Raw genomic sequence first — 24,173 nt, forward strand, 5'->3', positions numbered from 1 at the left:
CATGACCAGCGCACTGCTCACCGAGGACCAGCTCGCCATCGTCGAGACCACCCTCGACTTCGCCCAGGAGCACCTCGCCCCGCACGCCCTCGCCTGGGACCAGGAGAAGCACTTCCCGGTGGAGGTGCTGCGCAAGGCCGCGGACCTCGGCCTCGGCGGGATGTACGTCGCCGAGGACGCGGGCGGCTCCGGGCTCACCCGCGCCGACGGCGTCCTCGTCTTCGAGGCCCTCGCCTCCGGCTGCCCGTCCATCGCGGGCTATCTCTCCATCCACAACATGGTCGCCTGGATGATCGACCGGTACGGCGACGAGGCCCAGCGCGCCCGCTGGCTCGGGTCGTTGACGTCCATGGACTGGCTCGGCAGCTACTGCCTCACCGAGCCCGGCGCGGGCTCCGACGCCGCCGCGCTCAGCACCCGCGCCGAGCGCGACGGCGACAGCTACGTCCTGACCGGCGTCAAGCAGTTCATCTCCGGCGCCGGTGCCTCGCACGTGTACATCGTGATGGCCCGCACGGGCGACAGCGGTCCGGGCGGCGTCTCCGCGTTCGTCGTCGAGCGCGACGACCCCGGCCTGTCCTTCGGCCCGAACGAGCAGAAGATGGGCTGGAACGCCCAGCCCACCCGGCAGGTGATCCTCGACGGGGTGCGGCTGTCCGCGGACCGGCTGCTCGGCGGCGAGGGCAACGGCTTCCGCATCGCCATGAACGGCCTCAACGGCGGCCGCCTCGGCATCGCCGCCTGCTCGCTCGGCGGCGCCCGCAGCGCCCTCGACCGCAGCCTCGGCCACCTCGCCGACCGCGAGGCGTTCGGGGCGCGGCTCCTGGACGCGCAGGCGCTCCAGTTCAAGCTCGCCGACATGGCGACCGAGCTGACCGCGGCCCGCGCCCTGGTCCGCCAGGCCGCCCAGGCCCTCGACGCGGGCGACCCGCAGGCGCCCCAACTGTGCGCCATGGCCAAGCAGTTCGCCACCGACACCGGCCACTCGGTCGCCGACCGCGCCCTGCAACTGCACGGCGGCTACGGCTACCTGACCGAGTACGGCATCGAGAAACTCGTGCGCGACCTGCGCGTCCACCGCATCCTGGAAGGAACCAACGAGATCATGCGCCTGATCGTCGCCCGCGGTCTGACGGGGGCGCTGCGATGACGCCCACCGCCGCCGCGCAGCCCGCCGCCCCGGAGCCCGACGACTCCGTGCTGCTGCGCACCGAGGGCCGCGCCGGGTACATCGTCCTCAACCGGCCCCGGGCCCTGAACGCCCTCACCCACGCCATGGTCCGCCGCATCGACGCGGCCCTCGCCGCCTGGGAGCACGACCCGGCCGTCGAGACGGTCGTGCTCACCGGCGCGGGAGAGCGCGGCCTGTGCGCGGGCGGCGACATCCGCGCCATCTACGAAGACGCCCGCACCGGCGGCAGCGCCTCCGCGGACTTCTGGCGCGACGAGTACCACCTCAACGCCCGCATCGCGCGCTACCCGAAGCCGTACGTCGCCGTGATGGACGGCATCGTCATGGGCGGCGGCGTCGGCGTCTCCGCGCACGGCGGCGTCCGTGTCGTCACCGAGCGCTCCCGGATCGCCATGCCCGAGACGGGCATCGGCTTCGTCCCCGACGTCGGCGGCACCTATCTGCTCGGCCTCGCCCCCGGCGAGCTCGGCACCCATCTGGCCCTGACCGGCCAGCAACTGGGCGCCGGCGACACGCTCCTGTGCGGGCTCGCCGACCACTTCGTACCCTCCGACCTGCTGCCGCGCCTCGTCGCGGACCTCGCGTCCGATCCGGTACGCGAGGTCCTCGCCCGGTACGTCGCCGAAGCGCCGCCCGGCGTCCTCGGCGACCAGCGCGAGTGGATCGACGCCTGCTACCCGGCGCACGGCGTCGAGGAGATCGTCGACCGGCTGCAGAACCACGGCGCGCAGGCCGCCAAGGAGGCCGCCGAGACCCTGCACACCAAGTCGCCGACCGCCCTGAAGGTCACGCTCTCCTCGCTGCGCCGGGCCCGGCAACTCGGCCCGCTGGAACGGGTCCTGGAGCAGGAGTACCGGGTGTCGTGCGCGGCCCTCGCCTCCGCCGACCTCGTGGAGGGCATCCGCGCCCAAGTCGTCGACAAGGACCGTGACCCGCACTGGTCCCCGGCCACCCTCGCCGACGTCACCGACGACGACGTGGCCCGCTACTTCGCCCCGCTCGGCGCGCGCGAACTCGCCCTCGCCGCCGACCGCTCCCCGCAGGAGGTGCCCTGGTGAGCCCCGTCATCGCCTTCGTCGGCCTCGGCCACATGGGCGGCCCGATGGCCGCCAACCTCGTCAAGGCCGGATACCGGGTCGTCGGCCACGACCTGGTACCGGACGCCGTGGACGCCGCCGTCGCCGCGGGCGTCGAGGCCGCCCCCTCGGCCGTGGCGGCCGCCGCCGACGCGGACATCGTCCTCACGATGCTGCCCGCGGGCCGCCACGTCCTCGCCCTCTACGGGGACGAGGGGCTGCTCGCGGCCGCCCGGCCCGGCACCCTCTTCGTCGACTGCTCCACGATCGACGTCGCCGACGCGCGGGCCGCCCACGAAGCGGCCGTCGCTGCCGGGCACCTGGCCGTGGACGCCCCCGTCTCCGGTGGCGTCATGGGCGCCGAGGCGGGCACGCTCACGTTCATGGTCGGCGGTGACGAGGCCGGGTTCGCGCGGGCCGAGCCGCTGCTCGCCGCGATGGGCAAGAAGGCCGTGCACTGCGGCGCGGCGGGCGCCGGACAGGCCGCGAAGATCTGCAACAACATGATCCTCGGCGTCTCGATGATCGCCGTCAGCGAGGCCTTCGTCCTCGGCGAGAGCCTCGGCCTCTCCCACCAGGCGCTGTACGACGTGGCGTCCACCGCGTCCGGCCAGTGCTGGGCGCTGAGCGTCAACTGCCCGGTGCCGGGACCGGTCCCGGGCTCGCCCGCCAACCGGGACTACCGCCCGGGCTTCGCCGCGCCCCTGATGGCCAAGGACCTCGGCCTCGCCGCGAACGCCGTGCGCGCGGGCGGCGTCGACGCCGAACTGGGCCTGCGCGCCGCCGAGCTGTACGCCGCCTTCGCCGAGGGCGGGGGAGCGGCCGAGGACTTCTCCGGGATCGTCCGGGCCATCAGGGAACGCTCCGGACAGCAACTCGCCGACGACAAGAGGAACCAGCGATCATGACCGACCCCACGGCCACCACGGACTCCCCGGCCGCCACGGACTCGTACGAGACGATCCTCGTGGAACGCAAGGGCAGGGTGGCGCTGCTCACCCTGAACCGCCCCAAGGCCCTCAACGCCCTGAACCTCCAGGTGATGCGGGAGGTCGTCGCCGCCGCCGAGGCCCTCGACCGGGACCCGGAGGTCGGCTGCATCGTCCTGACCGGCTCCGCGAAGGCGTTCGCCGCGGGCGCCGACATCAAGGAGATGAGCCCGCAGAACTACCTGGACATGTACCTGAGCGACTGGTTCACCGCCTGGGACCGGCTCGGCCAGGTGCGCACCCCGACGCTCGCCGCCGTCTCCGGCTACGCCCTCGGCGGCGGCTGCGAGCTGGCCATGCTCTGCGACATCCTGCTCGCCGCCGACACGGCCGTCTTCGGCCAGCCGGAGATCAAGCTGGGCGTCATCCCCGGCATCGGCGGCTCGCAGCGCCTGACCCGCGCCGTCGGCAAGGCCAAGGCCATGGAGCTGTGTCTGACCGGCCGCACGATGGACGCCGAGGAGGCCGAGCGCGCCGGACTCGTCTCCCGGGTCGTCCCGGCCGACGAACTCCTCGCCGAGGCGCTGACCGTCGCGGAGACGGTGGCGGGCATGTCCCTGCCGGTCGCCATGATGGCCAAGGAGTCGGTCAACCGCTCCTTCGAGACGACCCTCAGCGAAGGCGTCCGCTTCGAACGGCGGCTGTTCCACGCGGTGTTCGCGACGGCGGACCAGAAGGAGGGCATGACCGCCTTCACGGAGAAGCGCAAGCCGCAGTTCACCCACCGCTAGAACTGAGACGGAGCACGGCGCCCGCCCACGGGCGCCGCGTCCGGGGCAGGCCGCCGCTCAGCGCACGTACGCGTTGAGCGGCGACACGCCGTCGAGGTCGATCTGGAGCCCGTGCAGCGCCTTGGAGTACAGGAACGTGCGCATCGGCACGTACACCGGCACGGCCGCGGCCTGCTCCATCACCCGGCGGTCGACCGTCGACCACAGCTCGCCCGCGGCGCTCAGCGACTGCGCCGAACCGGCCGCGTCGATCGCCGAGTCGACGGCGGAGTTCTTCAGACGCGAGTAGTTCGACGAGGTGGGGTAGGTGTACTTGCCGTCGAAGTACTCCGGCAGGGTCGCGGAGCCGACGGGCATCCCGGCGCCCACGGGCAGCCGGAACAGGTCGTACTTCCCCCTGCCCGCGTTCTTGTAGTAGTCCGTCGTGTCGTCCTTCTGCAGCTTGACCCGGAAACCGGCCCGGTCGAGCGCCGTCTTGATCACCTGGGCCCGCTCGGCGTCCGTGGCGTCCGCGTGGCCGAGGGTGAGCTTGAACCCGCTCTCGTCCGCGTCCTTGAGCAGCGCGCGGGCCTTGGCCGGGTCGCCGCGCTCCCCGGCCCCGTACAGGTCGAAGGGGCGGGCGCCGCGCACGCCGGGCGGCAGCAGGTTGTGGTGGACCGTGCCGTCCTCGCCGCTGGCCGCCAGGACGTCCGCGGCGGGCAGTGCCGTGGCGATGGCCTTGCGGACCTTGATGTCCTTCACCCGGCGGGTGTTGATCTGGTACGCGTGGATGAAGGGCGACGGCGCGGACAGACGCCCCGCGCCGCCGGGGGTCTTGCCGAGCCCGTCCTTGCCGAGGGAGCCGGTGAACGACATGATCGCCTCGCCCGAACCCGCGCCCACCGTGCGGGACTTGACGTCCTCCACGGAGAGCCCGCCCTCGATGTGGTAGCTGTCCGGGTAGGCGGTCCGCAGCGGGTCGCTGTCCGCCTTCCACTCGGAGTTGCGGCTCAGGACGACGTCCTTCGCGCCGGTGAAGGTGCTCACCTCGTACGGGCCGGTGGACGGCACCGTCGGCGAGCCCGTCGAGGTGTCCTTCACCCGGTCGGGCACCGGTGCGCCGCTGGGACTGGCGAGCGCGACGTTGAAGTCCGGCCGGGCGCTCTCCAGGTGGAAGACGATGGTGCGGTCGTCGGGCGTCTCGATGGTGCCCGGCGGCAGGGTGCGCTCGCCGGTGATGCCGTCCGCCCCCTTGGGGCCGAGCAGCCAGTTGCGCAGGGTCCGGTCGCCGATGGCGAACGACGGGTCGAGCGTGCGCTCGATGGCGTTCACGAAATCCTTCGCCGCGACCGGAGTCCCGTCGTTGTACGTCAGTCCGGGCTTGAGCGTGAACGTCCAGGTCCGGCCGCCCGACGAGACGCGGCCGCCGTCGGTGGCCAGGTCGCCGACGAGCTTGACCCTGCCGTCGGGCAGCGTCTTGAGGCCCGTCAGGCTGCGGTGGACCAGACGGGACACGATCCTGTCGGTGCCGGACCACATCTTGCCGGGGTCGACGGTGGTGAGGTCGGCCGGTTCCAGGACGGTGACCTTGCCGCCCTTGCGGGCCCCCGCGACGGCGGGCGCCGGGCCCTCGGAGTCGTCCGCCGTGCCCAGGACCAGCGTCTCGGTCTTGGCCCTCTCGGCCACGGTGTCGCCCTTGGGTCCGGGCTTGGGACGGTCCGACGTGCCCCCGGACGTCCCCGTGCCCGAGTCGTCCTTCGCCCCGTCGAACGGGTTGGTGATGGCGAGCGTCGCGACGAGCGCGGCGACCGCCACGGCCGCACCGCCCGGGACCCACCAGTTGCGCCACCACGGCCGCCCGGCGGGCGCCGGACCCTGGTGGGCGAGCGGGGCGGGCCACTGCGGGGGCGGCGCGGTCGGTCTCGGCGGGGGGAGGGGGTAGGAGGTGGGGACGGACTGGGGGCCGGAGTCGACGGGGTGTCCGTTCTGGCCCAGAGGGGCCGGGGCCGCCGCCCCGAAGGGGGCCAAAGTGGCGGGCGCCGGGTTGGCGGGAGCGGGCGGGGCGGGCGTCGATGCCGGGGGCGTCGGCGTGCCCGGGGCGGGAGTGCCGGGAGCCGGTGCGGCCTGCGCGGCCGGTGCGGCCTTCGTCAGGCCGACGGACGCCTCCTTCGCCCGTGCCTCCAGTTCGCTCCGCGCCTGCTCGGCGTCCGGCCGGTCGGCGGGCGCCTTCGCCAGCATCCGGCCCACCAGGTCGTCCCACGCGGGCGCGAGCCCCGGGCGCCGCAGGGAGGGCCGGTCCGGGGCCTCGTACACATGGCAGTGCATCAGCGCGGCCGCCGACGGGGCGTCGAACGGCGGGGCGCCGGTCAGCATTTCGTGGACCATGCAGCCCAGCGAGTACACATCGGTGCGGCCGTCGGTCTCGCCGTGCGCGAACCGCTCCGGGGCCATGTAGTGCAGCGTGCCGATGGGGGAGTCGGAGGTGCGGGTGAGGTAGCCGCCGGCTCCCGTCGCCGCGTCCAGGAACTTGGCGATGCCGAAGTCGAGGACCTTCACGGTGCCCTCGTCGGTGACCATCACATTGGCGGGCTTGATGTCCCGGTGCACGATGCCCGCCCGGTGCGCCACGGCGAGCGCCCGGCACACCTGCGCCGCGATGTCGGCGACCCGCTGCGGCGAGAGCCCCTTGCCGTTCCTGAGCAGGTCGGTCACCGTACGTCCGTTCAGGAGCGGCATCACCAGATAGGGGATGTCGCCCTCCGAACCGTGGTCGAAGACCGGCACGATGTACGTGCTGTCGAGTGCCGCCGCGGCCCGCGCCTCCCGCACGAACAGCGCCAGCATGCGCTCGCGGTCCGGCGCCGACGTGTCCGCCGGAAGGCCGAGCAGTTTGACGGCCACCTCCCGGTCGAGCCGGGCGTCCCGGGCCCGCCAGACCGCCCCCATGCCGCCCGCGCCTATTCGCTCCGTGAGCGTGTACCGCCCGTCCAGGACTGCGCCGCGCATCCCCTGCTCCACCCCACCCACCCCGTAGAAACACGCCCGCTGCGGGCGGCAAGGTCAATTTACCCGTGCCGTGGAGAAGTTGGAGAGGTGTTGTGCCGTGGGCGCCGTTCTCATCGGCGGTCGGCGCGGCAGATCGGCTGCGCGTGGCGTGTTTCCCACGCTCGGTGTTCAGGACTTGATGCGTCATGCCGAAGTTATTGACGTGACTCGTTCATGAAATTTATGGTCCGTGGACCCTCACCTCACCATGACGGAGAACAATGACGTACTCCCTCGTATCGCGGCCGAACGCCGTCGGACTGTCCGCGGCGCTGCTCGCCGGAGTGCTCGTCGCCGCGGTCCCTCCGACGGCCCCCTCCCGCGCCGACGCCGCCCCCGCCTCGCGCACCGCCACCGACTGCCGTCAGGGCGACGGCTGGACGCTCGACTCCACCCGCGTCGATCCCAAGGACAACCACCACGCCTTCGTCGGCAACGGCTACCTGGGGCAGCGCGTGCCGCCCAACGGCGCCGGCTACGCGCACAGCGAGGCCAAGACCGGCTGGCCCCTGTTCACGCCGCGCTACGACGGCTCGTTCGTGTCCGGCCTGTACGCGCACAACAAGCAGACCGCCGAGAACCGGCAGGCCGCCGCGGCACTGCCCACCTGGACCCCGCTCACCGTCACCACCGGCGGCAAAGGCTCCGACACCTTCAACTCTTCGACGACACCCGGCCGCATCTCCGCCTACCGGCAGAGCCTCAGCATGCACTGCGGCCTCGTCACCACCACCCTCACCTGGACCGCCGCGGACGGCCGCCGCACCGACCTCACGTACGAGGTCCTCGCCGACCGCGCCAACCCGCATGTGGGCGCCGTACGGCTGAAGATGCGCCCGCACTGGAGCGGCGAGGCGACCGTCACCGACGTCCTCGACGGCCGCGGCGCGCGGCGCGTGCAGCAGACCGGCGGCGGCGACCGCACCGGCGGCGAGCGGCACGGGCGCTCCGGGCCGACCATGGACGTCGCCTTCCGCACCGACGGCACCAAGGTCAAGGGCGCCGTCGCCTCCACGCTGCGCACCGGGCACGGCGTGCGCGACGCCCGGGAGCGCCGGGCGGGACGGGCGGCGAAGCTGACGAACCGGCAGGCCCTCACCCTGCCGGTCCGCAGCGGAGAGTCGTACGAACTCACGAAGTTCGTGGGCGTCGACACCGCGCTGACCTCGCGTGCCCCGCGCGAGGACGCCACCGCCGCCTCGCGGCGCGCCGCCGAGCGCGGCTGGGACGCCCTGCTGCGCTCCCACACCGCCGCCTGGGCGCGGCTGTGGCGCAGCGACATCGAGGTGGCCGGGCGGCAGCGGGAACTGCAGACATGGGTGCGCTCCGCGCAGTACGGGCTGCTGTCCAGCACGCGGAAAGGCGCGGCGAACAGCATCGCCCCGGCCGGACTGACCAGCGACAACTACGCGGGACTCGTCTTCTGGGACGCCGAGACGTGGATGTACCCGGGGCTCCTCGCCACCCGCCCCGACCTCGCCAAGTCCGTCGTCGACTACCGCTACCGCACCCGCGCCGGAGCCCGCGACAACGCCCGCAAGCTCGGCTACGACGGACTCTTCTACCCCTGGAACAGCGGCAGTTCGGGCAACCTGGCCAAGGAGTGCCACAGCGTGGACCCGCCGCACTGCCGCACCCAGATCCACCTCCAGTCCGACATCTCCCTGGCCACCTGGCAGTACTACCTGGCCACCAAGGACACGAAGTGGCTGCGGGCGCGCGGCTGGCCCGTCATGAAGGGCATCGCCGAGTTCTGGGCGGGCCGCGTCCACCGCAACACCGACGGCAGCTACTCCATCAAGGACACCGCGGGACCCGACGAGTACAGCAACGGTGTCGACGACGCGGTGTTCACCAACGCGGGCGCCGCCACCGCGCTGCGCCACGCCACCCGCGCCGCGAAGCTCCTCGGCCAGCAGGCCCCCGCCGAGTGGACGTCGATCGCCGACCGGATCCGCATCCCGTACGACAAGGAACGCAAGGTCTTCGAGCAGTACGACGGCTACAAGGGCAGCAAGATCAAGCAGGCCGACACGGTGCTCCTGATGTACCCCCTGGAGTGGCCCATGGCCGATGGCGCCGCGGCCGCCACGCTCGACTACTACGCGCAGCGCACCGACCCGGACGGCCCGGCCATGACGGACTCGGTGCACGCCATCGACGCCGCCGGGATCGGCGAGCCGGGCTGCTCCACGTTCACCTATTTGGAGCGCTCCATCAAGCCGTTCGTGCGTGGCCCGTTCGCGCAGTTCTCGGAGGCACGCGGCGACAAGGCGGGTGCGGAGGACCCGCTGGCGGGCTCGCCCGCGCACGACTTCCTCACCGGCAAGGGCGGCTTCCTGCAGATCTTCACCAACGGCCTGACCGGCATGCGGATGCGGGAGGACCGGCTGCGCCTCGACCCGATGCTGCCCCCGCAGCTCTCCGACGGCGTCACCCTGCGCGGACTGACCTGGCAGGGCCGTACCTACGACGTCGAACTCGGCGCCCACCACACCACGGTGCGGCTCACCTCCGGCGCGCCGATGACCCTGGACACGCCGCAGGGCAAGCAGGTCGTCAGCGAGGGCACCCCCGCCGTCCTCAAGACCCGCCGCCCCGACCTCACGCCCACGGGCAACGCGGCCCGCTGCACCCCCGCCAAGGCATCGTCGGAGGAGCCAGGCATGTACGCGGGCGCCGCGGTCGACGGCAACACCGCCACCGCCTGGGTCCCGGCCGAGAAGACCGGCACCCTGACCGCGGACCTCGGGGAGCCGGTGCGCGTCAAGAAGGTCACGCCGACGTGGACCGGCGTGAAGCCCGCGTCGTACGACATCGAGGTCTCCCTGGACGGCCATCACTGGCACGGCGTGCATGGCACGTCGGGCACGGAAGCCGCAGAAGGCGCGCAGGGCACGGACAAGGCGCGGCTCGCGCGTTATGTGCGGGTGACGGTGCGCGGTGCGGCGCAGGCCGAGGAGCACCCGGGCGTCGCGGAACTCACGGTGGGCTAGCCGGGTCTGTGGTCCCTCGTGCGGGCGGCGCGCACGGCGTCCGCGCCGCCGCCGCCCGTACGAGGGACATCCTGCATATCAGCAGGTCGGCGAGGGCAGCCATGTCGGCGCTCAGGATCTTCGGGACGCGTCCCGGAGGCCCAACACCCAAGAGAAACAAGGTGGTTCCATGCGCCGTTCCGTCGTCCTCGTAGCCGGAGCGCTCGCCGCGATGACCGCGCTCGCCACACCCGCCGTCGCCGTCACGGCGGCCCCCGCGGCGACTCCCGCGGCGGCGAACCCCGCGCCGAGCCCGCTGCCGCCGCTGCCCGCCGCGGAGTCCCTGATCACCGAGGGCGTCACCATCGAGGGCCCGCTGATCAACAACCTGGGGCTGCCGCATCTCCTGTGACACCGAACGGGGCGGGTCCGCCCGTCCTGGAGTGGTGTCCGTGCCTGGAGTCGTGTCCGTGGCACCTCAGCCCGAGGGCTCGTCCGGCACCGGCCGGTCGGGCCCCGGGCCGTGCGCGTGCGGGGCGCCGCGCCTGCCGGTCCCGGCCTCGTCCGTGTCGGGCACGTCGTCGTCGGCGTCCGGCGCTTCACCGCTGTGGGCCGCCTCATCCTCCGGCTCCCAGGGGTCCCGCTGGTCCGTGGCCTGCTGGTCGGGCAGGTCCCGCGGCACGGGCGGGCCGTCCATACCGGCCGAGGGGGGCTTCTGCTCGCTCACGGTCCTGCCTCCGTTCCTTCGGGGGTGCTGCGGTGCCGGCGCGGCCGCCCGCACGCGTGCGTGTCAGGGGCCGCGCCGCTCAGCGGGTACCCGGCTCGACCGCGAGCCAATCAAGTGCGGCCCGCGCCGTGAACTCAGCCTGGCCGCCGCGCAGCAGCAGGTCCGCCGACGCGAACGCCGGGTCGTCGGCCTGCGCGGCGACGTAGGGGATCGCCACGCACCGCATGCCCGCGGCCCTGGCGGCGAGCGCGCCCGGAGCGGCGTCCTCCAGGACCACGCAGTCGGCGGGGTCGGCGCCGAGGAGGGCGGCCGCCGCGAGGAACACATCGGGTGCGGGCTTGCCGTGGGCGACCTCGTCCGCCGAGACGAGCGTCTTGAGGTGGGCGTCCAGGCCGGTGCCCGCGAGGATCGCCTCGATGGCGGCGCGCGAGGACCCCGACGCCACCGCCATCGGCACCCCGGCGTCGGACAGCCGCTCCACGAACGCGCGCATCTGCGGATACACCCGGGTGGAGGCGCGGGCCAGCTCCAGATAGCGGTGGTTCTTCTCCGCGAGCAGATCGGCGAGCGGCGCGGTCAGGCCGTACCGCTCCCGCCAGTCGGCGAGGGTCTCGCGGGTGGAGATGCCGACGTACCTCTCGTGGTCGGCCCAGGTGAAGCCGGTGACGCCGTGCGCGGCCAGTAGCTGACGACCCGCTTCGAAGTAGTTCGGCTCGCTGTCCACGAGGGTGCCGTCGAGATCGAAGATGACCGAGGTGTGGTTCAGGGCGCTCATGTGACCCAGCATGCCAAGACGCTGATCCGCCTCGCGGCGGCGGTGCTCACTTCTCCGTCGCGGCCAACCTGCCCACCGACTCCACCAGCGGCAGGAGCCGGTGCGGCACGCGCTCGCGCAGCGCCATCTCCGTCCGCGTGCGGACCACGCCCGGCAGCTGGATCAGACGCTGGACGACGTCCTCCAGGTGTCCGTTGTCGCGCGCCACCACCCGGGTCAGGAGATCGCCGCCGCCGGTCATCGAGAACGCCTCGATGATCTCCGGCACGGCCGCGAGCGCGTCGCCGACCTCGTCGAGGCGCCCCTGGGTGACCTCGATGTGCACGAAGGCGAGTACCGGGTGGCCGAGGGCGGCGGGGGAGAGCTTCGGTCCGGTGCCGGTGATGACGCCCTCGCGTTCGAGCCGGTCGAGGCGCGCCTGCAGGGTGCCGCGCGCGATGCCGAGGACGCGCGCGTACTCCCGCACGCTCGTGCGCGGCTGCTCCAGGAGGAGCCGCAGGATGCGGGTGTCGAGTTCGTCGACGGCCATGGTGCGTGGGCCTCCCGGTGTGCGAGTCGATCACCGTGACCGTACCAATGGCACGGCGGGCCCCGCGCGGCGCCGACCGTTGGACCGCCGCGGGGGCCGGTGCGCGGACCTGGGTGCGGAGCCGCCGCGCTGTTACGTACCTGTTTCACTTCCCCCTGCAACGAGTCGGCCCCTTCCACGGTCTAGCTGTCGGAAAACGCGCAACGCACACGTATGGCGCGTACGAAGACGAACGAGGAGTGGACCGCAGTGGGGGACATACACAGACGAGCCGTCGTCGCCCTGGGGATCACCGCGCTGGTGGCCCCGCTCACGGTGGCCCTGGGGAGCACCACCGCACAGGCCGCGTCGTGCTCGGCGCAGGCCGGGCCGTACCAGAAGCAGGTCGAGAAGTTCTTGGGCCGTCCGGTGGACGGCAGGCAGTCGAGCGCCGACTGCAAGGCCATCAAGGCCTTCCAGACCAAGCACGGCATCAGCCCCAACGCCGGCTACGCGGGCTCCGTGACCTGGGGCGTCATGAGCCTGATGAACAAGCAGAAGGCCGCGGGCAACAACCCGAACAAGGCGGGCAAGTGCCCGGTCAACAAGGGCCGGATCGCCTGCGTCGACCTGACCCGGCAGCTCAGCTGGATCCAGGACGGCAAGACCCTCAAGTACGGGCCGGTGCCGGTGCGCACCGGCCGCAACGGACATGAGACCCGCACCGGCCTGAAGAAGATCTACTGGCGGGACATCGACCACATTTCGAGCATTTACCACGTGCCGATGCCCTACAGCCAGTTCTTCGACGGCGGTCAGGCCTTCCACTCGGTCGGCATCAGCGTCTGGTCCCCGCCCGGCTCGCACGGGTGCGTGAACATGACGAAGAAGGACGCCACCAAGTACTGGAACACGCTGCGCAAGGGCGACGACGTCTTCGTCTACGGCCGCAAGCCCGGCACCTGAGAGCACCGCGGAGCGTAAGCCCGCAGGCGGCGTCGGTGTGGCCCGTTGGCCCGCCGACGCACCATCCTGCGGGCCCTCGACTGGGCCAATGGCCCAGTCACGACTGCCCCGGTTGAGCCACCGGGCCCCCGAATGATGAGATGGATCCGTCGATGGCGCTGCGGGATTCCGCGGCGCCTTATTCATGTCATTCATGTCGCGCGCGGTCCCTGTCATCCGGGCCGCGAGACGTGCCGGGTCCGCAGTGGCCGCGCGCCGCGACCGCCGGGACCGTCGAGGGGTGGGCAAAGCTGTGCTGAGGTCGATGTTCGTGGCACCGGATCCGGGGCGGCTGCGGCTGCGCTTCGCGACCCGGGCCGTCCTCGGCATCTCCCTGGCGGTCACCGTCTGCGCCCTCGTCGGGCACACGCTCGTCGCGGCCATCATCGCCGGTCTCGCCGCGCTCCTCGCCCTGTTCACCGTCACCGACACGACGGTGCGCGGCCAGGCCGTCACCACCGCGCTGCTGCCCGCCGTCGGCTTCCCCGTGCTGGCCCTCGCCGCCGTCCTGCACGACTATCCGGTGCTGCGCGACCTGGCGTTCCTCGCCGTCATGGGCGCCGGGGTGTACGCCCGCCGGTGGGGGCCGCGCGGCCACTCGCTCGGCGTCTTCGCGTTCATGACCTTCTTCGCCGCGCAGTTCCTGCACACCGAGCTCCCGCAACTGCCCGACCTGTACGAGGCCATCGGCATCGCCCTGCTCGCCTCGTCCACCGTCCGCTTCGGCCTGTGGTGCTACGAACGGCGGCTCCCGCCCGCCACGGTGCCGACCCTCGCCGTACGCCGCGGCCTCGCGCGCGCCACCACCCGCCAGGCCGTCCAGGCCGCCCTCGGCGGCGGCGTCGCCCTCGTCATCGGCCACGCGCTGTCCGGGGACCGCTGGTACTGGGCCATCGGCGCCACCTGGTGGATCTTCGTGAACACGGTGTCGCGCGGCGAGACGCTGGTCCGCGGCTTCCGCCGGGTGCTCGGCACGCTGATCGGCATCGCCGTGGGCGTCGTCGCCGTGCTGCCGCTGCACGGCGCCCTCGTTCCGACCGCCGTGATCGTCGCCATCTGCGTCTTCGGGATCTTCTACACGGCAGCCGTCTCGTACACCTGGATGATGCTGGCCGTCACCGTGATGGCGGGCGGCCTCTACGGCCTGCTCGGCGTCCTCGACCCGGGGCTGCTCGCCCTGCGGCTCCTGGAGACCGGGGCCGGGGCGCTCGGCGCGGTGCTCGCCGTGCTGCTCGTCCTGCCCATCACCACGCACGCCACGACCAACGCCTGGATCGAGCGCGCCGTCCGCACCGTGCACGCCTGCACCCGGGAGGCGGCGGCCCGCCTGTCCGGCTCGGCCACGGCCGACCCGGCCCCGCACATCGCCGACCTCGAAGTGATCCTCGGCCGGGTGCGGCTCTCGCTCGCCCCGCTGGTGCACCCCCTCAGCCCGCTGCGCGCCCGCCGCGTCCGCGCGCGCCAGGTCATCGCCCTCCTGGACGAGTGCGCCGACCAGGTCCGCAGCCTCACGGCCATCGCCACCGACCCGGAGGCCTCCTGCGACGACCGGCTCGCCGCGGCCTGCGCGCGGGTCGAGGCGGCCGTCGAGGCCCTCATCGCCTCGGAGGAGGCCCTCACGGCCCCGGCCGCCCCACCCGCCACGAAGCACGCGGGAGCCCTCGAACCGGCCCTGGCCCATCTGCACGGCGTGGAGCGGGCACTCCTGGAACTGGCGACGCCGGTGCGCAGTTCGCCTCGTACGCCGTTGATCGGGGCGTGAGGGGAGCCTGGCGGCGGTGGTGGGGGCTGGTCGCTGCCGATGAGGCAGGCCCTGACCTCGACCTTGACCTCGGCCGGGTGGGGCGTGTGCTGCTCGTCCGGGGGCGCCTGTCCTCGGGGTGGTCGCCACGCGTTCCCTCGGCGGCCGCATGGGCCGGCCCGCACTAGTCGTGATGCCCACGTCTCCGTGCGGTGCGCGGTCCGGGTGGGTGTGGCGCCTGGCGCGTGGCCGGGACGGGGGTGCTCCTCGGCGGACGTGGTGCCTGACCTCGGGTCGGTTGCCGTGGGGGGGCGGTCCCGGTGGTGGTCCCTCGCCGCTCACGACACCCGCTCCTCGTCGGTTGTGGCCTGGATGCGTGGTCGGCCGGGGGGCGGCGGCCGGATGGGTTCGGGGTCTGTCGCGGGGCTGTCCGGGTGCCGGCGGCTGCCTGGTCAGGGCGCCTGTCGTCGCCAGGTCCCCGTGGCGGCGCATCGCCCGGTCGTCGTGTCTGCCTCCGGCGGGCACGGTGCCTGCCCCGCGTTGGCCGCCGCCCTCGACGCCTGGCCGAGCGAGGTAGCTCTCGCGGGTCGTGGTGCTTTCCCCCACCCTGCCCCTTCCGGTTCCCCTGCCTTGCCGCCGCCCCTTTCGGGGCGCGCCTGCTCCTGGTGAGGCCCGGCGGACCGCTCCTCCTTGACGGCGACGATGGCCGCTCGACGGTGACGATGGTCGCCCGGCGGCAACGACGGCCGCCTCCCTCGACCATGACGGCCGCCCCCTTCGACAACGACGCCTGCCCCGCTGATCGACATACCCCCCCACTGGTCCAGACCAACTGCTAGCGTCGCCCATGGATGCCGCCCCGAAGCGGTGTCCACGGGGCGAGCCGAGAGGGGCATGCAGTGGGTGGCGGGCAGGCGCAGCGGGCGTACATCGGGTCCTTTACGCAGGCGGGAGGGCCGGGCATCGTCACCGCGGCGTTCGACGCCGACACCGGCGCGCTGACCGTGCTCGGCGTGACGGACGCCGTGCCCGATCCCTCGTACCTGGCGTTGTCACCGGACGGCGCCACGCTCTACGCCGTGAACGAGACCCCCGACGGCGCCGTCGCCGCCTTCCGCACGGCGGGGGACTCCGTCCGGCCCGTCGGCGCGCCCGTGTCCGTGCGGGGCGCGGGCCCCACCCACCTCGCCGTCCACGACGGCCACGTCCACACCGCCAACTACGGCTCCGGCAGCGTCACCAGCGTGCCCCTGGGCGCCGACGGAAGCCTCGCCTCCGCCCCGGCGGGCGTCCTGGAGCACAAGGGCTCGGGCCCGGACCCGGAGCGCCAGGAGGGCCCGCACGCCCACCAGGTCCTGCCCGACCCGAGCGGCCGCTGGGTGCTGAGCGTCGACCTCGGCACCGACTCGGTGCGGGTCTGCGCGCCGGGCCCCACCGGGCTCGCCCCGCGCCACGAGGTCGCGCTGCGCCCCGGCACCGGGCCACGGCACCTCGCCTTCCACCCCGGCGGCCGCGTCGCCTACGTCCTCAACGAGCTCACGCCGACCCTCACCGTGTGCTCCTGGAACCCGGCCGACGGCACGCTCGGCCCGCTCACCGAGACCCCCGTGCTGACCACCGAGCCCGACGGCGACGCCTACCCCTCGGAGGTCGCCGTCGCGCCCGACGGCCGCTTCCTGTGGACCGCGACCCGCGGCGAGGACGTCATCTCCGTGTTCGCGCTCGACGCCGAGGGCACCGGCGCCCGCCTGACGGCCTCCGTGGCCTGCGGTGGCGCCTGGCCCCGTGACCTGGCCATTGACCCCTCAGGGCGCTTTCTGTACGCCGCCAACGAGCACTCCGGGGACGTCACCTGGTTCACCCTGGACACCGAGACGGGTGTGCCGCGCCGCGCCGGAGCGATCGACGTGCCCGCGGCGAGCTGCGTCGTCTTCGGCTGAGCGCCGGGACCACCGGCGGTTCGGGGACTCGCTGTACGTCGATGGGTCCGCCCCCGAACTCGGGGCGGGCCCATCGACGTCGTGCTGCGGGGTTGCGCCGCGCGAACCGCGTGTCAGTGCACCGGCGCGCCCGACGGCTGCTGCGGGGTGATGCCCAGCGCCGTCGTGTACTTGGACAGGGCCAGCTTGCCGATCGCCGGGTACGCGCCGAGCGGCTCGGCGATGGCGCATCCCGCCTCCTTGGCGGCCGCGTCCAGGAGACTCGCGTCGACCTCCGGGCCGATCAGGTACGGAGCGAGGGCCAGCTGGGCCGAGCCGGAGCCGCGCAACTGCTCCGTGATCGCCGCGACCGAGCCCTCCTCGTCCAGGGCGGCGGCCATCACCGGCACCGCGAGGCGCGCCGCGAGCAGCATGCCGGTGATCCCGGCGGCCTGCACGGCCTCCTCGCCGCCGACCGTGGCGAGGACGATGCCGTCCGCCGCGGTCGCGACCGTGAACAGCCGGGCCCGGTCGGCGCGGGCCAGGCCCGCCTCGGAGAGCCGCACGTGCAGGCCCTCGGCGAGCAGCGGGTGCGGGCCGAGGACGTCGGTCAGCTCGGCGGCGGCGCGGCTGTCCATGACGGCCTGGCGGACGCGGCGCATCAGCGCGTTGTCGGGGCCCGCGAGCAGGGGCACCACGACGGCGACGGGACCTTCGGGGCGGCGGGCGTCCTCGACGCCGGCGGCCAGCGCCTGCTCGTAGCGGGCGGTGCGCTCGGCGGCGGTGTGCGCGAGCACGGCCTGCAGCGTGGGGAACTCGGCCGACGGGCCGGCGTCGGCGTCCGTCCCGTCGACGTAACCGATTCTGGCGTCGAGACCGGGCAGCTCGGAGCGCGCGATGGAGACGACTTCCTCGGCGATGCCGCGGGTGGCGGCGCTGGGGACGCCCGGCACGGCGAGGACGAGCGCGGGCGCGCCCTCGGGAGCCGCGACGGGTTCCGGGCGGCGGTGCCGGCCCGGCTGACGGGGGCGCGGCATTCGTACGGGCAGGCCGGATGCGGGCCCAGTGGGGGAGCTCATGGCGCCGCATGCTACTGGCTTGAGGGGTTTCACTGTTCGGGGAGGGTGCAGGTCAGTGGTATTAGTCCGCTTTGTCGGGTGAGTTGGGGAGCGTGGGCCGGTAGGAGGGTTTGGGTGCGGTGTTGGGGGTGCGAGGATTCCGTGGACGCTCTTTCCCGGACGCTGTGCGGCCCGTCGGACACGCGGCACGGGTGGTTGAGTACCGTCCGGGGCGCATGACTGCGCGACGTACGCGCCGCGTTACGGCGCGTACGAACGCGTGCGCGGCGGCGATGGTGTCAGTCCGCGACGTACAACAGGCGCGGGTCGCGAGGGAGCTTGAGGGTGTCGGTCGCGAGGTCGGCCGCTATGCGGACGGCGCCGTCGAGGGGGTCGCCCGCGGCGGCGACGCGGCGGGCGTGCGGGAGACGCTCCGTCAGTTGTGCCTCCAGCGGGTCGAGGAGTACGTCGCCGAGCTTCAGCAGGCCGCCGGTGAGGGCGACTTCGCAGGCTCCGTCCGCCGGGCAGGCCGCTGCCGCCGCGTCCGCGATGTGTCCGGCCGCCTCCCGCAGCACCCGCGCGGCCACCGGGTCGCCGTCCGCCGCGCACCGCCCCACCTCGGGCGCGAACGCGGCGAGCACGGCGGGCCGGTCCGGGCGCGGATACAACTGCCCCGGAAGCCCCGACAGCGGACTGCCGAACATCTCCTCCGCGCGGGCGCGCAGCGCGGCCGACCCGCCCCGGCGCCCGTCGAAGTCCCGCATCGCCGCCTCAAGGCCGGCGCGGCCGATCCACGCGCCGCTGCCACAGTCGCCGAGCAGATGCCCCCAGCCGTCGGTCCGCCGCCACGCCGTCAGATCCGTGCCCAGGCCGATCAGGCCGGTGCCCGCGGCGACGACGGCGCCGGGCCGCTGGCCGAGCGCGCCCGCGTAGGCGGTGACGGCGTCGGCGGCGAGGGCCACGCGCCGCACCCCGAACAACTCCGCGAGCGCGGACGGCAGCCGGTCCCGCAGATCGTCGCCGAGCGTCGCCATTCCGGCGGCGCCGACGGCGACGGCGACGAGCCGCCCACCACCCGCATCGGTCAGCAACTGCCGCACCATGGGCGCCAGTTGCTCCCGCAGGTGCGCGGCGTCGATCCCGCGGGGGCCGGTCCGCACCGGCTCCGCGGAGCGCACCGGAGCGGGCGCGCGCAGCCCGTCGGGGACGCCCAGGACGGCGCGCAGCCCCGAGCCGCCGGAGTCGACGCCGAGCACGACCGGGGGCTCGGTCACGGCAGCCGCCAGTCCACCGGCTGCGCGCCCTGCCGCTCCAGGAGGTCGTTGACGCGGCTGAACGGGCGCGAACCGAAGAAGCCGCGGTCCGCCGACATCGGCGAGGGGTGCGAGGACTCCACCGACGGCAACTGGCCGAGCAGCGGCCGCAGATTGCGGGCGTCCCGGCCCCACAGGATCGACACCAGCGGACGGCCGCGCGCCGCGAGCGCCCGGATCGCCTGCTCGGTGACCTCTTCCCAGCCCTTGCCGCGATGTGCGGCGGGCTTGCGCGGGGCCGTCGTGAGCGCCCTGTTGAGGAGCAGCACGCCCTGCTGGGTCCAGGGCGTGAGGTCGCCGTTGGACGGCTGGGGCAGGCCCAGGTCGCTGTGCAGCTCGCGGTAGATGTTGATGAGGCTGCCCGGCAGGGGTCTGACGTCGGGTGCCACCGAGAAGGACAGGCCCACCGCGTGCCCGGGCGTGGGGTAGGGATCCTGGCCGACGATCAGGACGCGCACCTCGTCGAACGGCTGCTGGAAGGCGCGCAGCACATTCGGTCCCGAAGGGAGGTACGTGCGTCCCGCGGCGATCTCCGCGCGCAGGAAGTCCCCCATGGAGGCGATCTGTTCGGCCACCGGTTCCAGGGCCTTGGCCCAGCCGGCTTCGACGATTTCATGCAAGGGTCGTGGTGCCACGGAGCGTCACTCTACTGCCGTACACGCGGCGGCGATCAACCGATGGCCGAAGCTCGCGGAGCGGCCCGCCGCCGCTCGATCGGCCAACGCCGCCGCGGTCCGATCGGCGGAGGCCGCCGCGGTCCGGATCACCCGACGACCGCCGCGCGGACGCACAGCACGTCCGGCAGGTGCGAGGCCAGCTCCTGCCAGGAGTCCCCGTCGTCCGCGGACGCGTACACCTCGCCGTTGCGGTTGCCGAAGTACAGGCCCGCCGGGTCGGCGCCGTCGGTGCACATGGCGTCCCGCAGCACCACGCCGAAGTGGTCGCCCTGCGGCAGGCCCGCGCTCAGCGGCTCCCAGCTCTTGCCCGCGTCCGCCGTGCGGTAGACGCGACAGCGCCGGTCGGCCGGGACCCGGTCGGCGTCCGCAGTGATCGGGAAGACGTACGCCGTGTCGCCGCGGTGCGGGTGGGCGACCGCCGCGAAGCCGAAGTCGGAGGGCAGGCCCTCGCCGATGTCCGTCCAGTGGGTGCCGCCGTCGTCGCTGCGATACACCCCCCAGTGGTTCTGCAGATACAGGCGGTCCGGGTCGGCGGCGTCCTTGGTGACCTTGTGCACGCACTGGCCGAACTCCGGGTTCGGGTCGGGCAGGAACACCGCCGACACGCCGGAGTTGGACGGCTGCCAGCTCGCGCCGCCGTCCTCGGTGCGGAACACGCCCGCCGTCGACACCGCGACGGTCACGGCGGCCGGATCACGGGCGTCGGTGAGGATCGTGTGCAGGCCCTCGCCGCCGCCCCCAGGCTGCCACTGCGAGCGGGACGGATGCTCCCACAGGGGCCTGACCAGCTCGAAGGACTCGCCCCTGTCCTCGGAGCGGTAGAGCGCCGCCGGTTCCGTGCCCGCGTACACCACGTCCGGCTCGGCCGCCGCCGGGTGCAGCTGCCACACCCGCTCCAGCGACGCCCCGGTGTCCTTGGGGAACTTGACGGCGGCCTTCTTCGGCTCGGTCCACGTCCGGCCGAGGTCGTCGGAGTGGAACACCGAAGGCCCCCAGTGGGCGCTGTCGCCGCCGACGAGGAGGCGTGGATTCGGTGTGCGGGTGTCGATCGCGATCGAGTAGATCGCCTGGGCGTTGAAGTACGGACCTTCGTCGAACTGCCAGACGCCGTGTGTGCGGCGCCCGACGAACAGGCCCTTGCGCGTACCAACGGTGAGCAGGACGTCAGCCATGACTGACACCTTTCGGACGACGTTGTCTCAGGTACCGCTCAGTCTGCACCCAGCCACTGACAATGACGCCTTGGCGCGTTTCTCCCCAGGTCAGGGTGTGCGGCGCCGCCACGGACCGGGCATCCGCCACCGGATCGCCGACACCCTCCGCAGGCACCCGATCGACCACGGGCGAGCGCCACGCGCGCCCTCAGCCGCGCACTTCCTCCGCCACCTTCGCGATCGCCTCAGGACCCACCCGGCAGCAGCCCCCGATGAGGCGCGCCCCCGCGTCGCGCCAGGCGCCGGCCTGCCGGGGCGCGAAGCGGGCCGGGCCCTGCCAGGTGCGGCTCGCTGCGTCCCAGGACTCGCCCGAGTTGGGGTAGACCACGACGGGCTTGCCCGTGACACGGGCGGCCAGCGGGACGGCGGTGTCCGCGTCGTGCGGATCGCAGCAGTTGACGCCCACCGCGATGACCTCGTCGGCGTCCGCCGCGAGTGCGAAGGCCTCGGCGAGGGGCTGCCCCGCGCGGGTGCGGTCACCGGTCACGGTGAACGACAGCCACGCGGGCACGCCGAGGCCCCGCACCGCACGCAGCAGGGCACGGGCCTCGTCGAGGTCGGGGACGGTCTCCAGGGCCAGCACGTCGGGTGCCGCGTCGGAGAGGACCTCCAAGCGGGGGCGGTGGAAGCGCTCCAGGTCGGCGACGCTCAGGCCGTAGCGGCCGCGGTACTCCGAGCCGTCGGCGAGCATCGCGCCGTACGGGCCCGCCGACGCCGCCACCCACAGGGGGCGCTCCGCCGCGGTGAGCGTCGCCGCCTCGCGCGCGAGGGTGACGCTCAGACGCAGGAGCTCGGCGGTGCTGACCGCGTCGATGCCGTGCCGCGCGAAGCCCTCGAACGTGGCCTGGTAGCTGGCCGTGGTCACGATGTCGGCGCCCGCCTCGTAGTACGCCCGGTGCGCCGACCGTACCGCCTCGGGCCGTTCGGCGAGCAGTCGCGCCGACCACAGGTCGTCGGACAGGTCGTGGCCCGCGGCCTCCAGCTGGTTGGACAGGCCGCCGTCGAGGACCAGCGGCCCGCGTGCCAGCGCCGTGGCCAGGGCGGAGCCGCCGTTGTCGGGGCCCGCCTGCGTACTCGCCACCTCGTTCATACCGCCGACGCTAGCCGAGGCGCGGCCAGGGGGAAGTGGCAGGCGACCTGATGCCCCGCCCCGTTGGGGGTGCTGACCGGTGGTTCCGTGCTCGCGCAGACCTCCTCGGCGAACGGGCAGCGGGTGCGGAAGCGGCAGCCGGACGGGGGCTTCGCCGCGGACGGCGTCTCGCCGCGCAGCGGCTCGCGGTCCCCGCCGGTCGCCGCGGCCGGGTCGGGCACGTTCACCGTGTCGAGCAGGCCGCGCGTGTAGGGGTGCAGCGGGTGGGCGTACACCTGCTCCGCCGGGCCCGACTCCACGAGTTTGCCGAGGTACATGACGCCCACGGTGTCGGCGAGATGGCGGATCACCGCCAGGTCGTGGGAGATGAACAGATAGGTGAGGCCGCGCTCGCGCTGGAGCTCCCGCATGAGGTTGAGGATCTGTGCCTGGACCGACACGTCGAGCGCCGACACCGGCTCGTCCGCCACCACCAGGTCCGGGGAGAGCGTCAACGCCCTTGCCAAGCCCAGGCGTTGGCGCTGGCCGCCGGAGAACTCGTGCGGGTAGCGGTGCACGGCGCCGCGCGGCAGGCCCACGGCGTCCAGGAGTTCGGCCGTCAGCCGCTCCTGGTCGGAGCGGGAGCCGATGCCCTGGATGACCAGCGGCTCGCGCAGGATCTCACCGACCCGCATGCGGGGGTCCATCGCCGCCGTCGAGTCCTGGAACATCAGCTGGACGCGGCGCCGGTGCGCGCGGCGCTCCGCGCGCGAGAGCCCGGACAGGTCGCGGCCGTCGAAGCGCACCGTGCCCGCCGTCGGCTTCTCCAGGCCCGCCACGATCCGGCCCAGCGTCGTCTTGCCGCAGCCGGACTCGCCGACCATGCCGTACGTCTCGCCCCTGCGGACGGTCAGCGAGACGCCGCCGACCGCGCTCACCGTGCCTCGGCGACGCGCGAACGGCCCGCCGGTGAGCGGGAACTCCTTGACCAGCGCGTCGAGTTCGAGCAGCGCGTCGCCGGGCTCGGTGGTCGCGGCGGGCGGCGGCGTCACGACCTGCTCGGCGGGCGCGTCGCCGTACGGCACGGGGTGGAAACAGGCGAAGCGGTGGACCGTCCCGGCCCCCTTCGTGGCCTCCGTCACCGCGCCCGAGCGAGGTGCGTCGGCCAGACCGGACCTCAGGCCCGGCTCCGGCGCCACATCCGCCTCGAGCTCCGGCTCCCGCTCCCCGCACTCCTCCGTGGCGAACGCGCAGCGCGGTGCGAACCGGCACCCCGTCGGCCGCACCGTGAGGCTCGGCGGCAGGCCGGGAACGGTGTGCAGCTCGGTGCCCCGGTCCGCAGCCCGCTCCGGGAGCGCCGCGAACAGGGCCTCCGTGTAGCGGTGGCGGGGTCGGGCGAACAGGTCGCGTACGTCGGACTGTTCGGCGACCTTGCCCGCGTACATCACCGCGACGCGGTCGACGCGGTTGGCGATGACGCCCAGGTCGTGCGTGACGAGGATCATCGCCATGCCGAGGGTCTGGCGCAGGTTGTCGATGAGTTCCAGGATCTGGTGCTGCGTCGTGACGTCGAGCGCGGTCGTCGGCTCGTCGGCGATGAGGAGCTTCGGCTCGCACACCAGGGCCATGGCGATGGCCACGCGCTGGCGCATGCCGCCCGACAACTGGTGCGGATAGTTCCTCATGCGCTCGGCGGGCTGCGGCATGCCGACGAGCCGCAGCATCTCCTCGGCCCGCGCCCACGCCTCCTTGCGGCCGATGCCCGCCCGGTGGAGGAGCAGCGGCTCGGCCACCTGCGCCCCGATCGTCATCGTGGGATTGAGCGAGGTCAGCGGATCCTGGAAGACCATGCCGACGGTGTTCCCGCGAACGTTCTGGAGGGTCGGCGCGGTCGCCACGGCCAGGTCCTGGCCGTCGAAGAGGATCCGGCCGCCGGTGACGGCGCCGCCGGGCGGCAGGAGCCCGAGGACGCTCAGGGCGGTCATGGTCTTGCCGCAGCCCGACTCGCCCACGATGCCGAGGGCCTCGCCCGGCGCGAGGTCGAGACCGACGCCGTCGAGGGCGTGGACGGTGCGGTCGCGCGAGGTGATGTCGACGTGCAGATCGTCGATGCTGAGCAGGGGCGCGGGGGTGTCCGGCGCGGCTTCGGTGAGCTGAAGCTCCGTCATGTCTGTGAGGTC

The 24,173-nt window shown here is 73.6% G+C and carries 19 protein-coding genes; 9 read left to right on the plus strand and 10 right to left on the minus strand.

The features are described from left to right. Position 1: 1 nt before the first annotated feature. The 4 genes from ACZ6BG_RS20710 to ACZ6BG_RS20725 are packed head-to-tail and all read left to right on the plus strand — an operon-like array spanning position 2 to position 3,988. On the plus strand, positions 2-1,150 hold the full coding sequence (locus tag ACZ6BG_RS20710; protein WP_469003402.1) for an acyl-CoA dehydrogenase family protein: 1,149 nt from the start codon (positions 2-4) through the stop codon (positions 1,148-1,150). Continuing rightward, a complete protein-coding gene (locus ACZ6BG_RS20715) occupies positions 1,147-2,250 on the plus strand; it encodes an enoyl-CoA hydratase/isomerase family protein (protein WP_469003404.1) in 1,104 nt (367 codons plus the stop codon). The genes ACZ6BG_RS20710 and ACZ6BG_RS20715 overlap by 4 nt, the downstream gene beginning before the upstream one ends. Continuing rightward, positions 2,247-3,176: a 3-hydroxyisobutyrate dehydrogenase gene (mmsB, locus tag ACZ6BG_RS20720; protein ID WP_469003406.1), complete on the plus strand. Its 930-nt coding sequence runs from the start codon at positions 2,247-2,249 to the stop codon at positions 3,174-3,176. Before ACZ6BG_RS20715 ends, mmsB begins: the two co-directional genes overlap by 4 nt. Next, on the plus strand, positions 3,173-3,988 hold the full coding sequence (locus ACZ6BG_RS20725; protein WP_469003408.1) for an enoyl-CoA hydratase: 816 nt from the start codon (positions 3,173-3,175) through the stop codon (positions 3,986-3,988). The genes mmsB and ACZ6BG_RS20725 overlap by 4 nt, the downstream gene beginning before the upstream one ends. Before the next feature lie 57 nt (positions 3,989-4,045). Here ACZ6BG_RS20725 and ACZ6BG_RS20730 read toward each other — a convergent pair whose 3' ends face one another. Beyond that, complete coding sequence (locus ACZ6BG_RS20730; RefSeq protein ID WP_469003410.1) at positions 4,046-6,973, minus strand: ABC transporter substrate-binding protein; 2,928 nt, start codon at positions 6,971-6,973, stop codon at positions 4,046-4,048. A gap of 260 nt (positions 6,974-7,233) precedes the next feature. Here ACZ6BG_RS20730 and ACZ6BG_RS20735 point away from each other — a divergent pair, with 260 nt between their 5' ends. Both ACZ6BG_RS20735 and ACZ6BG_RS20740 read left to right on the plus strand, forming a co-directional pair. Further along, entirely contained in the window at positions 7,234-10,008 is a 2,775-nt protein-coding gene (locus ACZ6BG_RS20735) for a discoidin domain-containing protein (protein ID WP_469003413.1), read from the plus strand. Between the two features lie 169 nt (positions 10,009-10,177). Next, the gene (locus tag ACZ6BG_RS20740) at positions 10,178-10,399 is read left to right on the plus strand and encodes a hypothetical protein (protein WP_469003415.1); all 222 of its coding nucleotides are present in this window, start codon (positions 10,178-10,180) and stop codon (positions 10,397-10,399) included. Positions 10,400-10,465: 66 nt separating this feature from the next. Here the strand turns inward: ACZ6BG_RS20740 and ACZ6BG_RS20745 are convergent, their stop codons facing one another. The 3 genes from ACZ6BG_RS20745 to ACZ6BG_RS20755 all read right to left on the minus strand — a co-directional run bounded on the left by ACZ6BG_RS20745 (position 10,466) and on the right by ACZ6BG_RS20755 (position 12,018). Next, positions 10,466-10,714: a hypothetical protein gene (locus ACZ6BG_RS20745; protein ID WP_469003416.1), complete on the minus strand. Its 249-nt coding sequence runs from the start codon at positions 10,712-10,714 to the stop codon at positions 10,466-10,468. A 79-nt stretch (positions 10,715-10,793) separates the two neighbouring features. Continuing rightward, the gene (locus ACZ6BG_RS20750) at positions 10,794-11,489 is read right to left on the minus strand and encodes an HAD family hydrolase (protein ID WP_469003418.1); all 696 of its coding nucleotides are present in this window, start codon (positions 11,487-11,489) and stop codon (positions 10,794-10,796) included. 46 nt (positions 11,490-11,535) lie between these two features. Then, positions 11,536-12,018 (minus strand): Lrp/AsnC family transcriptional regulator, encoded by a 483-nt coding sequence (locus tag ACZ6BG_RS20755; protein ID WP_469003420.1) that lies wholly within the window; start codon positions 12,016-12,018, stop codon positions 11,536-11,538. A gap of 249 nt (positions 12,019-12,267) precedes the next feature. Here ACZ6BG_RS20755 and ACZ6BG_RS20760 point away from each other — a divergent pair, with 249 nt between their 5' ends. From ACZ6BG_RS20760 to ACZ6BG_RS20770, 3 genes are all read left to right on the plus strand, one after another. Then, positions 12,268-12,963 (plus strand): L,D-transpeptidase family protein, encoded by a 696-nt coding sequence (locus tag ACZ6BG_RS20760; protein WP_468482737.1) that lies wholly within the window; start codon positions 12,268-12,270, stop codon positions 12,961-12,963. Positions 12,964-13,255: 292 nt separating this feature from the next. Next, positions 13,256-14,764, plus strand: a complete 1,509-nt coding sequence (locus tag ACZ6BG_RS20765; RefSeq protein ID WP_469004119.1) for an FUSC family protein — start codon at positions 13,256-13,258, stop codon at positions 14,762-14,764. An 878-nt stretch (positions 14,765-15,642) separates the two neighbouring features. Further along, entirely contained in the window at positions 15,643-16,683 is a 1,041-nt protein-coding gene (locus ACZ6BG_RS20770) for a lactonase family protein (RefSeq protein ID WP_469003422.1), read from the plus strand. Between the two features lie 113 nt (positions 16,684-16,796). Here ACZ6BG_RS20770 and ACZ6BG_RS20775 read toward each other — a convergent pair whose 3' ends face one another. The 6 genes from ACZ6BG_RS20775 to ACZ6BG_RS20800 all read right to left on the minus strand — a co-directional run bounded on the left by ACZ6BG_RS20775 (position 16,797) and on the right by ACZ6BG_RS20800 (position 24,161). Continuing rightward, on the minus strand, positions 16,797-17,741 hold the full coding sequence (locus ACZ6BG_RS20775; protein ID WP_469003424.1) for a sirohydrochlorin chelatase: 945 nt from the start codon (positions 17,739-17,741) through the stop codon (positions 16,797-16,799). Between the two features lie 278 nt (positions 17,742-18,019). Further along, the gene (locus tag ACZ6BG_RS20780; protein WP_469003426.1) at positions 18,020-18,994 is read right to left on the minus strand and encodes an N-acetylglucosamine kinase; all 975 of its coding nucleotides are present in this window, start codon (positions 18,992-18,994) and stop codon (positions 18,020-18,022) included. Continuing rightward, positions 18,991-19,668, minus strand: coding sequence for a uracil-DNA glycosylase (locus ACZ6BG_RS20785; protein ID WP_469003428.1), 678 nt, complete (start codon positions 19,666-19,668; stop codon positions 18,991-18,993). Before ACZ6BG_RS20785 ends, ACZ6BG_RS20780 begins: the two co-directional genes overlap by 4 nt. Before the next feature lie 128 nt (positions 19,669-19,796). Next, positions 19,797-20,882: a WD40/YVTN/BNR-like repeat-containing protein gene (locus ACZ6BG_RS20790; RefSeq protein WP_469003430.1), complete on the minus strand. Its 1,086-nt coding sequence runs from the start codon at positions 20,880-20,882 to the stop codon at positions 19,797-19,799. Between the two features lie 190 nt (positions 20,883-21,072). Further along, complete coding sequence (gene mmuM, locus ACZ6BG_RS20795; RefSeq protein ID WP_469003432.1) at positions 21,073-22,014, minus strand: homocysteine S-methyltransferase; 942 nt, start codon at positions 22,012-22,014, stop codon at positions 21,073-21,075. Next, entirely contained in the window at positions 22,011-24,161 is a 2,151-nt protein-coding gene (locus ACZ6BG_RS20800; protein ID WP_469003434.1) for an ABC transporter ATP-binding protein, read from the minus strand. Before ACZ6BG_RS20800 ends, mmuM begins: the two co-directional genes overlap by 4 nt. Between the last annotated feature and the right edge of the window lie 12 nt (positions 24,162-24,173).

This window comes from Streptomyces sp. NPDC041205, from assembly GCF_055591765.1.

Excerpts from the sequence above, each read along its gene's own strand:
- ACZ6BG_RS20710 (WP_469003402.1), top strand. The coding sequence starts at position 2 with ATGACCAGCGCACTGCTCACCGAGGACCAGCTCGCCATCGTCGAGACC.
- ACZ6BG_RS20715 (WP_469003404.1), top strand. The coding sequence starts at position 1,147 with ATGACGCCCACCGCCGCCGCGCAGCCCGCCGCCCCGGAGCCCGACGAC.
- ACZ6BG_RS20725 (WP_469003408.1), top strand. The coding sequence starts at position 3,173 with ATGACCGACCCCACGGCCACCACGGACTCCCCGGCCGCCACGGACTCG.
- ACZ6BG_RS20730 (WP_469003410.1), bottom strand. The coding sequence starts at position 6,973 with ATGCGCGGCGCAGTCCTGGACGGGCGGTACACGCTCACGGAGCGAATA.
- ACZ6BG_RS20735 (WP_469003413.1), top strand. The coding sequence starts at position 7,234 with ATGACGTACTCCCTCGTATCGCGGCCGAACGCCGTCGGACTGTCCGCG.
- ACZ6BG_RS20740 (WP_469003415.1), top strand. The coding sequence starts at position 10,178 with ATGCGCCGTTCCGTCGTCCTCGTAGCCGGAGCGCTCGCCGCGATGACC.
- ACZ6BG_RS20750 (WP_469003418.1), bottom strand. The coding sequence starts at position 11,489 with ATGAGCGCCCTGAACCACACCTCGGTCATCTTCGATCTCGACGGCACC.
- ACZ6BG_RS20755 (WP_469003420.1), bottom strand. The coding sequence starts at position 12,018 with ATGGCCGTCGACGAACTCGACACCCGCATCCTGCGGCTCCTCCTGGAG.
- ACZ6BG_RS20775 (WP_469003424.1), bottom strand. The coding sequence starts at position 17,741 with ATGAGCTCCCCCACTGGGCCCGCATCCGGCCTGCCCGTACGAATGCCG.
- ACZ6BG_RS20790 (WP_469003430.1), bottom strand. The coding sequence starts at position 20,882 with ATGGCTGACGTCCTGCTCACCGTTGGTACGCGCAAGGGCCTGTTCGTC.
- mmuM (WP_469003432.1), bottom strand. The coding sequence starts at position 22,014 with ATGAACGAGGTGGCGAGTACGCAGGCGGGCCCCGACAACGGCGGCTCC.
- ACZ6BG_RS20800 (WP_469003434.1), bottom strand. The coding sequence starts at position 24,161 with ATGACGGAGCTTCAGCTCACCGAAGCCGCGCCGGACACCCCCGCGCCC.